Source organism: Candidatus Photobacterium acropomis, from assembly GCF_030685555.1.
Lineage (GTDB): Bacteria > Pseudomonadota > Gammaproteobacteria > Enterobacterales > Vibrionaceae > Photobacterium > Photobacterium lucens.
Window position 1 is genome coordinate 1,451,470 of record NZ_CP131608.1, and the last position, 14,582, is coordinate 1,466,051.

Annotated in this window: 2 protein-coding genes; both read right to left on the minus strand. The window is 45.0% G+C overall.

Annotated features, from left to right (window positions below; translation table 11 throughout):
- Positions 1 to 361 precede the first annotated feature (361 nt).
- Positions 362 to 7,528, minus strand: a complete 7,167-nt coding sequence (locus tag Q7657_RS06530; RefSeq protein WP_498827005.1) for a GEVED domain-containing protein — start codon at positions 7,526 to 7,528, stop codon at positions 362 to 364.
- A gap of 198 nt (positions 7,529 to 7,726) precedes the next feature.
- Positions 7,727 to 14,545, minus strand: coding sequence for a GEVED domain-containing protein (locus Q7657_RS06535; RefSeq protein ID WP_498827009.1), 6,819 nt, complete (start codon positions 14,543 to 14,545; stop codon positions 7,727 to 7,729).
- Positions 14,546 to 14,582 lie beyond the last annotated feature (37 nt).

Genomic DNA, 14,582 nt, shown 5'->3' on the forward strand with positions numbered 1-14,582 from the left:
CTTATTTACAAGAAAAACCAATATTCAAAAAAGCCTATAAATAAAATTAAAAACAGAATATCAAAGTTAAAACTCATTTATTTAAAACAAGAAAAAACACGATAGAATTTTTAAAAATAATATTATTTCTTATTATTTAAATTGATTATCACTTATAATAATCAATACAATTAGCATATAAAAAATATTTATATGCTAATTAATTCCATACTGTTGGAAACATAAATTTTGATATTAAGGTGGATTAAAATCAGGAATTCCCTAAATAAAACCAGTCATAGAAAAAATAATATGTGTACTGAGTATTACAATAGCGTTCGAAGCGAATTCAACATACTGTACCTATTGCATTACTCGCTTATTATTGAATAGACACACGGTACACTACTGTGCCCGACTCTCCTGCCGCCAAGTTCCCTGTCATTTCCCACGAGATATTGCCTTGATAACCAGGACTATTAGTGCCATCACTGGTAACAGCATTACAAGTTAGTGAAGCAGGTACTGTCCCATCACTGCACTGCACCGTCTGTGATAGCTCGGTAAAATCTGGCGTTGAGTCAAATATCTTCACATCGGTGAGATCACCAACGCCCATGTTGGTAAAGGTCACTACGTACTCCACAATATCCCCAGGGCGACCTTGGTTACTGGTGCTCACAGGACCGTTTTGCGTCACATTGCGTACCGTTTTCTCTAAGCGTAATTCCCCTGAACCACTGAATATCGCCCTGACAGTATCTTTATCCAACACAAGGCGGGTAATGCCATGCCCTGTGCCCGTGGTATCAGCAAAAATCATGTTCGCTTCTATGTCATAGTGATAATGCGCATTTAAGGTCGCATTGGCCGGTACCGTCACTTTGCTCAGTAAACAAATCGTACTGTTGCCACTCACCGCTACCGGGTTCACCACTTGCGCTTCTACCCCATTTAATGTGCCATCACAATCCACATCGTGATACAACACAGTACTCCATGCGGTGTTTGTCGGTGACGTGCTTGGATTAATCACATTGAAGTTCACGTTACCTGCGGTGGCGGCCGTAAATTTATGCGGGAAGAACACCACACTACCCGGGGTCGCTTCACTGAAGTTATCGGGCTCCATCCGTGGCTCGCGCACTTTACCAAAATCTAAGCCAAAGATTTCATCCCCGGCACTGGCATTCACTGCCATTTGACTGTCTATCACACTGTTACTGCTCACTTGGGGGATCAAGGTAACATCCGCTTCACTGATATCGATCCAATCTGCTTGTTTCACCACATCCAGTAACAGGTTTTTACCGGAGAAATCCACCCCGATGATAAATTGATAAGTACCACCGCCTGAGGTGACCTCGGTCGCAATGATATCTCCGGTGGCATAGCCGGCTACCCCTGTATCATTAAAGGTCACGGTGACGGTAAAGTTACCTAAACCCACTTCACTGCCATCTTGAATGCCATCATGAGCGGCTGTTGCCCCACCCACACCGTTATCTTCAAACACTAAGCCGTTTAACACGATACGATTGAGCAGTTCAAACCAATGATCTTCCACTTCACCATCAGCAACGAGCCCCGATACACTGTCACAGGTATTTTGGGTCGAGCATAAACGCACCCGCATCACGGTATAACCGTTAAACCCTTCCGCACTGTTCGCATCGAGAATGACCGGAATATTATTGAGCCCAGGGGTGACCAACTCATCGTCAATTAAGAACTCATTCGGATCACTAAAGTCACCGTCATTGTTCAGATCCACCCAAATGTTCACGTAGCCCGTCCCCACGACTTGTATTGGGAGATTAGTAAAGGTTTCTACAATGATTTGTCCCGGTATTGATAAATCTTCATCATCTTGACCATTGGTATCATCCCCTGATGCATCTGCACTGAGCCACTGCCCAAATTCAGGATCCCAACGGCTACCTAACAACAGATCTGCTGTTCCATCTGTCGCGGCATCCCAGTATTGATGCCCCGCTTCACCATAGGTGGCGGCGGCATCACCGTAATCCGTCGAGTCATAACACCCTGCACCATCATTACCTTGTAAACTGCCTTGATCGGAGGCGGTAACGTATTCCACTTCCCCTGTCACCACGTTCACGCGATACACCACGGCACGATCATTTAAATCAATGGCGTTGTTGGTATCTGAGTCATGGTTACCACCATTGGTAATGGCATACAGGCTAATGCCGTTATCCATCACTAACGCCCCCGCTTGCAGTTTACCGCTAGTATCTACTGTTGGCTCTGCACCAAAGTAACTTAAGGTGTCACTGGTTACGGCCCCGGTGGAAAGGTTGATGGTGTATAAGGTGTCCCCTTCTAAATCGAGGAGATACCCAACACCTGTCATGCTGTTGATGGCTAAATCCGCACCGACATTAATTGGGCCACCGCCATATGAGCCACCGAGGGCGGCTATATCAATTAAGACGGTGGTGAAGGTTTGGGTTTCCACATCCACTTTCACGATCGAATCCCAAGTGGTGCGCCAAATGATCAGCTCGCTCCCATCCGAGGTCACATCCCCTGCAATTGGGGCACTTAATGTGACTGTTGGCCCTGCCGTTGAGGCGTAACCGGTATTACGCAATGAATCGCCTACCGCAAAGGTAAAGGTATCCCCATCTTGCAGGCGACGAATGGTACTCGGCGCGGCTGCTCGCATTTCCCCTAAATCAATGAAGCTGGTCCCAGTTTTATCGGTGACAAACAGGTGGTGGGTACTGTCCGCATGGGACATGTCGGTAAAGGTACCGTAAATCAAGCCATTGACGCGGTTAAAACCAATCGCATTGATATTGGCGATATTACTCTGGTTGGTGATCGCGATTGGATTCGTGATATCTGAGAAGGTAATCGGATTACTTGGCACATCGAGTGAGGTGTAAGTGTAATCCGTTGAGGCGATCGGTCTGATGGTTTGCATGATCAAGTCACACTGGTTATTGCCCACCAGATCTGAAATCAAGATACGGTAATCTTCGACTTCACCGTCATTGGCTCGCCCAACCGGACTATTACAGTCCACATCACTACAAAGACGAACGCGTAAATAGGTATGCCCAACGATGGCCCCGGCGGGGATCGGTACACTGAAGTTATTAATTCCAATTGCCGCACTTGGCTGATTAATGATTTGCTCACCCGCATCGTCCCAATCACCATCTAAGTTGAAATCCATCCACGCATAGAGGCGTTGCCCTGTACTGGCTCGAGCGGCATCTTCTACCACGTTAATGGCAATATCAAAATTCTCACCAATCGTTGCAACAGTGAGTGCGGTCACCCCATCTTCATCATCAAAGTTATTATTGTCATCAGCACGAGAGAGGATATCTTGCAGATCCCCTAAATCTGCATCCCACAAGTTACCCAAACGCAAATCAATAAAGCCATTATCATCCGAATCAACTTGTACGTGGTGAGCCCCATCATTATCGTAAATGGTGGTGTAATCGTTAATGGCGGTGCCTGCGGTGGTATCTACCGCATCACCAAAGTCAGACCCTAAAACATCGGGTGCATTGGTGAAACAACCTTTTTGTAAGTTGAAGCTATCACCGGTACTACCCGTAAACCCGAATCGCACCATGTTGTTGCCAATATCGTTACGAATATCACGGGTAAATTGCCCCACCATGACCCCATCTAAATAATAGGTAAATTGGTTGGTAGTAGGCTCCCATTCAAATTGAGCAATATGATAACGCCCATCTTCTAATTCGCCCCCTGCCACAGACGTAGCGGGTATTAACGTATTCGCTGGGCTTGGCGCATAAATATCCCCGTTTAAATACACCGCAGTATGATCAATGTATTGACCACCAAGCGCATCATCAGTAGCGCCAATGAAAGTGTTATCAAAGGTATCAAATTCAAACACAATGGATGGCTGAACACGCTGACCACCAAAGATATTGTCAACACCGAGTCCCCCTCCGAAATCCCCCACCGCATTTAAATCACGCGGATCAGCGGAGAGAACAAAGGTCATCCCATCAGCGCCAGCTTCACCCGCTGGCCCCCCTGTGTTGGCACTGCGATCACCGAGATATACCGCCAACTCTGCGTACATGGTGCGGTTTAAATCGATATAGCCCAGGCTCCATAAATACCCTGCCTGATTCGGTGTACTCGTTGTCACGATATATTCACCATTGGCGGCAAGGTAAGCATCCCCCCCTTCATACACCACAGGTGCATCACACACATTAGGCTGTAGCGTGTTAGTAATAACCGGGGTCACTACATCGGTATCATCTTCACCATTACCAAACCCATTGCTCGGGGTGGAATCAATATCATTAATACTCGCTTGGCTGATTTCAGCATTAATCGCAGGAGCCGTTAATGACTGCGGTGCTAAGCGGATCACCGCATAATCATTAAAACCAAATCCCACCGTACCCACATCTAAAATACCAGTGACCGGATCATAAGTCGCAATCTCCGTCATCCCATCCCCAGCATAGGCTTTAACAAAGCTATAACCAGCAGGGATCGGTAAATAAACTTGGGTATTTAAAGCGAGGGTGGTGCCCATATTTTCAACACTGACCACCACATTAAATGGGATCCCCAAGGTCGCATTAACACTCGGCTGCATATCAAGCATTAAGGATAAATCACCCGGTGGCATCAGTGAGATAGGGTGATCTTCCACCTCACCATCTCCGGCTGCACCCGTGGCAAGATTACAGGTTTCACCACTGGAACAAATCCGTAAACGGGCAAAACTATCAAAGATTTGCACATCCGCAGGGACGGTGAAATTCAGAGTACTGTTACCAGAGGCGGTCACGGCAACCGCGGCAGTTTCATCGTTACTGAACACCCCATCAAGGTCGAAATCAATCCAACCATAAAGGTTATCATTACCCGATGTCACCACAGGTACAGTAAGGGCAACATTATCACCGCCAGTTAATACCGTGGTAATCGACGGTTGAGTAAAGCCATCTTCATCATCAGGGGTTAAGCCATTGGTATCATCCCCGTTAGCGGTAGCTGTTGGTTGACCATCATTTTCATTATCGGGGTTGTTAGCGCCTAAATATGGCACACCAATGTCAGTTAGGTGACGAGGACCATCATCCACCAATTCAGTCGCATAACCATCAACTATGGGTGCATCAGCCCAATCCAATGGTAAATCAGCGAAACGACAGCGAGCACCGTCATTTTGCGAGGTTGAAGCATTCATCTGAGTAAAATCAACAGCAACATAGCTATTTGCTGGTAGTGTAGGGTTAGATATATCAATCCGAACAATACGACCAGGGCTAGGGTTTTGAGAGGCATATAAGAAGCCTTGATCATCAAAATACACAGCCCCCCAACCAACACTTGTAACACCCTCAGTGCCAACTGAGCCTAAATTCGTTCTCGCCCCCGTCGTTGGATCGAAACGTACTAAACTGCCTGATGGTGTTAATGTATACAGCATATTATCAACAGGGTTGATTGCCATATCCGCCATTACTGGAGCAGAAACCGCTATTTCTGCTATTTGCTGTAAATAGGTCGTACTATTAGGATTAACATCAATTTTGAATAATGATGTACCGCTACTTGTCATTACTAACAGCACTCCATCATCATCGATATCGCCACTGTTATAATTACCAACCGTCATCGTACTGCCAGTAATAGGGAGTACAAAAGCATTACCAGCCCCATCAACCATCAACACGGTATTGTCATTATTCGTATTATCACCAAATAATGTATTAGTAATAACGTTATAGCCAGTACCACCAAATACCCCAGTTCCACTTGGTAATACATCATTAAATAATGGTGTCACTACCCCTGTTGCGAGGTTTACACCAGTAATGTCTGTTGGATTGTTTCTTAATAGATAGGCATCAGAACTACACGTAGGATAAGGTGTGATCGCAAAATCGCCAAAGTTCACATTTGAGACTACACCTGCTGTAACAGAAACCACATTTGCAGAGCTAGAGTGAAAGTTATTAGGATCGCCAATAGTGCCACCAGAATAAGCACCTGTAGCTGTATTTAATGTTGATTGTGTGGGTGGACAGGTCGGTGAGGCAATATTAGTTTCATTAATGGCTTCATAAACTTGGTAAGTACCTGCTACACCTCCAGAAATAGTGTATGCTCCCGTCGTTGCGTCCGCATTTGTAGCATAACACTGCCCAGTCGCTGTATTATAGGCGACAACAGGAACAGCAAACCCTAATCCAGATTCACCACCATCCTTCGTACCATTTGTAGCAGTACCACCACCACTACCATTATCATTAAATACAAAGCCAGATATTTGGGGAGCGACGACAGTAAGTAAATAATCCTCGACTTCACCATCATCTGCTGCACCATTGGGAGTATTACAATCAGCATCAGAACAAACACGAGCTCGAAGATAGGTATTACCTAAAGTCGCTGTCGAGGGAATCGGAATAGGATAACTCTGCGTTGAAGAGGTTGCTGCAACATCAGAAATGACTTGTTCACTAGCATCATTCCAATCGCCATCTTGGTTCCAATCCACCCACGCATAAAGCCTTAATCCAGTTAACGTTGATTCTGGATCTTTAGTTATAGTCACAGAAAGATTATTACTACCTCCTCGAATAAAACTTCCCGTCCATGACACACCATCTTCATCATCAATATTATCAAGATCATCGGCAGTAGCTGCTACATTTTGTAATGTTCCATCATTACCAGCATCATTGCCATCCCATAATATACCTAGTGTAATATCAACCTGAGTATCTGAATCTGTATCAACAATAGCGTGGCTTGCCCCATTATTAGCATCTAATGTTTGATAATCACCGTTACCCGTTGCCGCAGATGTATCAGGTGCATCACCATAATCCTTTTCAGCGAACACCTCAGCTTCTGTTCCCTGTATCCCTAAAGTAAAACCATTCCATGTTTCATTACTTTGACTTGTCCAAGATACAGTTGAAAATGCAGCTTCTTCTGTAAAGCGAATACAACCATGTGGCTCCCCACTTGTCGCATTTAATTGATATAGTGGACCAACGACTTGCTTAATAACGTTACCACACCCAAAAAAACCACAGGCATTTCCACTACCAGTTTGACTTAATATTTCAAAGTCTCGATCAAATGAATACCCGTTACCGTTTAAACTCACAAAACAAAAAACAGGGTTTGCAATAGGTTCTGAAAATGTCAGTGTGTTCGTACCCTGAAACGCCAACGCAATAATGTCTATGGGAGTAGGAATATTATCAACAAAAGCACTGGTATAAGGTGATGTCGCAGGATCTCTTGCACCACCTTGGTTAACCCAGAAATCGGTACCTGTTCCCGTTTGAATAAAGCTATAACCATTAGGTTGTGAGTAAGAAACAGTTACTGTCGAGCTTGCTGTAATAATTTGCCCTGATGCAGTACCTGCTCCAGCATTACCAGATTGCCAATCTGTCCAATAAATTGGAACAGCAGATAAATAATGAGAAAATATAGCGATAAATATAATATATATATTTCTTAAATATCGAAAAATAATATTCATAGCATTCCTTCATTATCAATCAAATATACTTTTAAAAGAATATCAACATCAAAAATAAGATTATTATAAAAAACACATAAGAATATTTTTATTAAAAACAATCCTATATTAATCAATAGCAAGTTCCATTTCTTTTAAATAAAACCACCGTCTAAAAACAATTAACCAGTGTCCTTTGGTTAATTGTTTTTATTCCAATTATTGAATAACGACACGATATACTACTGTGCCCGACTCTCCTGCCGCCAAGCTCCCTGTCATTTCCCACGAGATATTGCCTTGGTAACCAGGACTATTAGTGCCATCACTGGTAACAGCATTACAAGTTAGTGAAGCTGGTACTGTCCCATCACTGCACTGCACCGTCTGTGATAGCTCGGTAAAATCCGGGGTTGAGTCAAATATCTTCACATCGGTGAGATCACCAACGCCCATGTTGGTAAAGGTCACTACGTACTCCACAACATCCCCAGGGCGACCTTGGTTACTGGTGCTCACAGGACCGTTTTGGGTCACATTGCGTACCGTTTTCTCTAAGCGTAATTCCCCTGAACCACTGAATATCGCCCTGACAGTATCTTTATCCAACACAAGACGGGTAATGCCATGCCCTGTGCCCGTGGTATCAGCAAAGACCATGTTCGCTTCTATGTCATAGTGATAATGCGCATTTAAGGTTGCATTGGCCGGTACCGTCACTTTGCTCAGTAAACAAATCGTACTGTTGCCACTCACCGCTACCGGGTTCACCACTTGCGCTTCTACCCCATTTAATGTGCCATCACAATCCACATCGTGATACAACACGGTACTCCAGGCGGTGCTTGTCGGTGACGTGCTTGGATTAATCACATTGAAATTCACGTTACCTGCGGTGGCGGCGGTAAATTTATGCGGGAAGAACACCACACTACCCGGGGTCGCTTCACTGAAGTTATCGGGCTCCATCCGTGGCTCGCGCACTTTACCAAAATCTAAGCCAAAGATTTCATCCCCGGCACTGGCATTCACTGCCATTTGACTGTCTATCACACTGTTACTGCTCACTTGGGGGATCAAGGTAACATCCGCTTCACTGATATCGATCCAATCTGCTTGTTTCACCACATCCAGTAACAGGTTTTTACCGGAGAAATCCACCCCGATGATAAATTGATAAGTACCACCGCCTGAGGTGACCTCGGTCGCAATGATATCTCCGGTGGCATAGCCGGCTACCCCTGTATCATTAAAGGTCACGGTGACGGTAAAGTTACCTAAACCCACTTCACTGCCATCTTGAATGCCATCATGAGCGGCTGTTGCCCCACCCACACCGTTATCTTCAAACACTAAGCCGTTTAACACGATACGATTGAGCAGTTCAAACCAGTGATCTTCCACTTCACCATCAGCTACGAGCCCCGATACACTGTCACAGGTGTTTTGGGTCGAGCATAAACGCACCCGCATCACGGTATAACCGTTAAACCCTTCCGCACTGTTCGCATCGAGAATGACCGGGATATTATTGAGCCCAGGGGTGACCAACTCATCGTCAATTAAGAACTCATTCGGATCACTAAAGTCACCGTCATTGTTCAAATCCACCCAAATGTTCACGTAGCCCGTCCCCACCACTTGTATTGGGAGATTAGTAAAGGTTTCTACTATGATTTGTCCCGGTATTGATAAATCTTCATCATCTTGACCATTGGTATCATCCCCTGATGCATCTGCACTGAGCCACTGCCCAAATTCAGGATCCCAACGGCTACCTAACAACAGATCAGCTGTTCCATCTGTCGCGGCATCCCAGTATTGATGCCCCGCTTCACCATAGGTGGCGGCGGCATCACCGTAATCCGTCGAGTCATAACACCCTGCACCATCATTACCTTGTAAACTGCCTTGATCGGAGGCGGTAACGTATTCCACTTCCCCTGTCACCACGTTCACGCGATACACCACGGCACGATCATTTAAATCAATGGCGTTGTTGGTATCTGAGTCATGGTTACCACCATTGGTAATGGCATACAGGCTAATGCCGTTATCCATCACTAACGCCCCCGCTTGCAGTTTACCGCTAGTATCTACTGTTGGCTCTGCACCAAAGTAACTTAAGGTGTCACTGGTTACGGCCCCGGTGGAAAGGTTGATGGTGTATAAGGTGTCCCCTTCTAAATCGAGGAGATACCCGACACCTGTCATGCTGTTGATGGCTAAATCCGCACCGACATTAATTGGCCCACCGCCATATGAGCCACCGAGGGCGGCTATATCAATTAAGACGGTGGTGAAGGTTTGGGTTTCCACATCCACTTTCACGATCGAATCCCAAGTGGTGCGCCAAATGATCAGCTCGCTCCCATCCGAGGTCACATCCCCTGCAATTGGGGCACTTAATGTGACGGTTGGCCCTGCCGTTGAGGCGTAACCGGTATTACGCAATGAATCGCCTACCGCAAAGGTAAAGGTATCCCCGTCTTGCAAACGACGAATGGTACTCGGCGCGGCTGCTCGAATCTCCCCTAAATCAATGAAGCTGGTCCCAGTTTTATCGGTGACAAACAGGTGGTGGGTACTGTCCGCATGGGACATGTCGGTAAAGGTACCGTAAATCAAGCCATTGACGCGGTTAAAACCAATCGCATTGATATTGGCGATATTACTCTGGTTGGTGATCGCGATTGGATTCGTGATATCTGAGAAGGTAATCGGATTACTTGGCACATCGAGTGAGGTGTAAGTGTAATCCGTTGAGGCGATCGGTCTGATGGTTTGCATGATCAAGTCACACTGGTTATTGCCCACCAGATCTGAAATCAAGATACGGTAATCTTCGACTTCACCGTCATTGGCTCGCCCAACCGGACTATTACAGTCCACATCACTACAGAGACGAACGCGTAAATAGGTATGCCCAACGATGGCCCCGGCGGGGATCGGTACACTGAAGTTATTGATTCCAATTGCCGCACTTGGCTGATTAATGATTTGCTCACCCGCATCGTCCCAATCACCATCTAAGTTGAAATCCATCCACGCATAGAGGCGTTGCCCAGTACTGGCTCGAGCGGCATCTTCTACCACGTTAATGGCAATATCAAAATTCTCCCCTTTGGTGGCGACAGTCAGTGCAGTGACGCCATCTTCATCATCAAAGTTATTATTGTCATCAGCACGAGAGAGGATATCTTGCAGATCCCCTAAATCTGCATCCCACAAGTTACCCAAACGCAAATCAATAAAGCCATTATCATCCGAATCAACTTGTACGTGGTGAGCCCCATCATTATCGTAAATGGTGGTGTAATCGTTAATGGCGGTGCCTGCGGTGGTATCTACCGCATCACCAAAGTCAGACCCTAAAACATCAGGGGCATTAGTGAAACACCCTTTTTGTAAGTTGAAGCTATCACCGGTACTACCCGTAAAACCGAATCGCACCATGTTGTTGCCAATATCGTTACGAATATCACGGGTAAATTGCCCCACCATGACCCCATCTAAATAATAGGTAAATTGGTTGGTAGTAGGCTCCCATTCAAATTGAGCAATATGATAACGCCCATCTTCTAATTCGCCCCCAGCCACAGACGTAGCGGGTATTAACGTATTCGCTGGGCTTGGCGCATAAATATCCCCGTTTAAATACACCGCAGTATGATCAATGTATTGACCACCAAGCGCATCATCAGTAGCGCCAATGAAAGTGTTATCAAAGGTATCAAATTCAAACACAATGGATGGCTGAACACGCTGACCACCAAAGATATTGTCAACACCGAGTCCCCCTCCGAAATCCCCCACCGCATTTAAATCACGCGGATCAGCGGAGAGAACAAAGGTCATCCCATCAGCGCCAGCTTCACCCGCAGGCCCCCCTGTGTTGGCACTGCGATCACCGAGATATACCGCCAACTCTGCGTACATGGTGCGGTTTAAATCGATATAGCCCAGGCTCCATAAATACCCTGCCTGATTCGGTGTACTCGTTGTCACGATATATTCACCATTGGCGGCAAGGTAAGCATCCCCCCCTTCATACACCACAGGTGCATCACACACATTAGGCTGTAGCGTGTTAGTAATAACCGGGGTCACTACATCGGTATCATCTTCACCATTACCAAACCCATTGTTCGGGGTGGAATCAATATCATTAATACTCGCTTGGCTGATTTCAGCATTAATCGCAGGAGCCGTTAATGACTGCGGTGCTAAGCGGATCACCGCATAATCATTAAAACCAAATCCCACCGTACCCACATCTAAAATACCAGTGACCGGATCATAAGTTGTAATTTCAGTCATCCCATCCCCGGCATAGGCTTTGACGAAACTGTAGCCAGCAGGAATAGGTAAATAAACTTGGGTATTTAAAGCGAGGGTGGTGCCCATATTTTCAACACTGACCACCACATTAAATGGGATCCCCAAGGTCGCATTAACACTCGGCTGCATATCAAGCATTAAGGATAAATCACCCGGTGGCATCAGTGAGATAGGGTGATCTTCCACCTCACCATCTCCGGCTGCACCCGTGGCAAGATTACAGGTTTCACCACTGGAACAAATCCGTAAACGGGCAAAACTATCAAAGATTTGCACATCCGCAGGGACGGTGAAATTCAGAGTACTGTTACCAGAGGCGGTCACGGCAACCGTGGCAGTTTCATCGTTACTGAACACCCCATCAAGGTCGAAATCAATCCAACCATAGAGGTTATCGTTACCCGATGTCACTACAGGAACGTTAAGAGCAACATTATCGCCCCCAGTTAAGACGGTGGTAATCGACGGTTGAGTAAAGCCATCTTCATCATCAGGGGTTAAGCCATTAGTATCATCCCCGTTAGCAGTAGCTGTTGGTTGACCATCACTTTCATCATCAGCAGAATTAGCACCTAAATAGGGAATAGCTGCCTCAATAAAATGTCGAGGACCATCATCCACCAATTCAGTCGCATAACCATCAACTGTAGGTGCATCTGCCCAATCTAGAGGAATTGAAGCATAAGGACATCGAGCACCATCATTACCAAAAGCTTCTGCATTTGTTTGCGTAAATAATGTCGCTGTGTAATTCCCCGCTGATTTTGTACCGTCTAAAATATCAATACGATAAATGCGCCCTGGAGATTCGTTTTCTGCAATATATAAATACCCGTCACTATCAAAATACATTGCACCATAAGCACTATCTGGAATAGTCGTTAATACTCCTAAATCTGTGCGAGTACCTGTATTTGGATCAAAACGATATAACGTACGGGAGCTATCACTTGCTACTGTATAAATAAAGCCATCAACTGGATTTATAGCAATATCGTTATAATTAGTATTAATAGTAGGTAATACTCCAACCTGAGTTAAATAATTTGGACTATTTGGATTTAAATCAACCAGGTAAAAGTTTCCTAGTCGATGTGCATATAAAATTCCATCATCATCAATATCACCATTATTTGGTTCACTTGGCCAGGTTGCATTTGATACTGGTAATATATAAGTATTATATGCGCCATCTAATATTGAAATTGAATTCGTACCAGATATTGCCATTAATGTCTGGGTTATCATTGAATAACCGACACCACCACCAATAGTAATTGATGGAGCTAAATTATTTATTGCTCCTGTTGCTAAACTAACAGTATTAAGTTCCCTTAATCCCCCATTATTCTGACTTAAATAAGCAAAACTTGAACATGTCGGAAATGAATTTATGGCAAAATCACCAAAGTTCACATTTGTAGCAACGCCAGCTGTTACAGACACAACATTGGCAGAACTAGAGTTAAAATTAGTAGGATCACCAATAGTGCCACCAGTGTAAGAGCCAGTTGAGGTATTTAAGGTTGGTTGCGTTGGAGGACAGGTCGGTGATGCGATATTGGTTTCATTAATGGCTTCATAAACTTGGTAAGTACCTGTCACTGGAGGGGATATTGTATATGCCCCTGTTGTAGGGTTTGCTGTAGTTGCATAACACTGTCCAGTTGCTGCATTATAAGCAACAACGGGAACCGCAACACCTACACCCGCTTCACTTCCATCTTTGATACCGTTACTTACTGTACCACCGCCAGCACCATTATCATTAAACACGAAACCACTGATTGAAGGTGGAGGATCAAATGTATATGTACAGGTAACATCATCTCCGTTGTTTAATGTAAATGTCGTCGCACAACTCAGGTTACTGAGTGTATAACCTGCTGGACCATTCCAACTTAATGTATAAGAACTTGGCGTCATAGCTCTCGTATCGCCAGAGCTAAAATTTACCGCCACACTTCCACTATCTGTTGCTATTAACGTAAAATCACCAGGAACTGCACTACCTCCAGGGTTTACAATGGCATTTAACGTTAAGCTACCTTGAACAAATGAATAAGCTTTGAATGAGACTAAATCTAATGCTGCTCCAGAACGGCCATCAAAACCCGCTAGTGCCTGACCTGCAGGTGCAACAACACGATTGTAATAGGTACCACCCGCATATGGATGATTAGGCCCGATGAGCCCTGTGGACGGTGATGCTGGTGCCGCTGCGATTTCTAACCGATTTGTTCCACCATTAAAAGACACAGATGCACAATAAAGACGAAACCACCCCATTACGGGCCAACTTGTTGTTTGAGCATCCACCCCCACTACAGCTTGATTTGCAGGACAATTACCTGTGTAAAGAGTACCTGATGCCGGTCCTCCCCATGCAGTCACGCCACTAAAAGTTAATGTCGCCACACCACCAGAAACATTAACGGAAGAGCAACGCCCTCTTAATGCAGTACCATCAAGCGAACCGCCAGAATTAGAATTATAAAAGTCGAACCCTGTCATTAATTGACCAGATGGACAGTTTATCACTGGGAAAGGTCCCCCCCCCATGCCACCAATCGATAATAAATCACTTTGATAAACTAATCCGACCCCTTCAGCCGCAAATATTTTTGAGCTTGATAAGAGCGTTATGCAGAGTAAAAATAACCTTATTACCTTTGTCCAAATATTTTTATTAGGCATTGTTAGTCACCCTTCTTTCCCTAACCTATATAATATA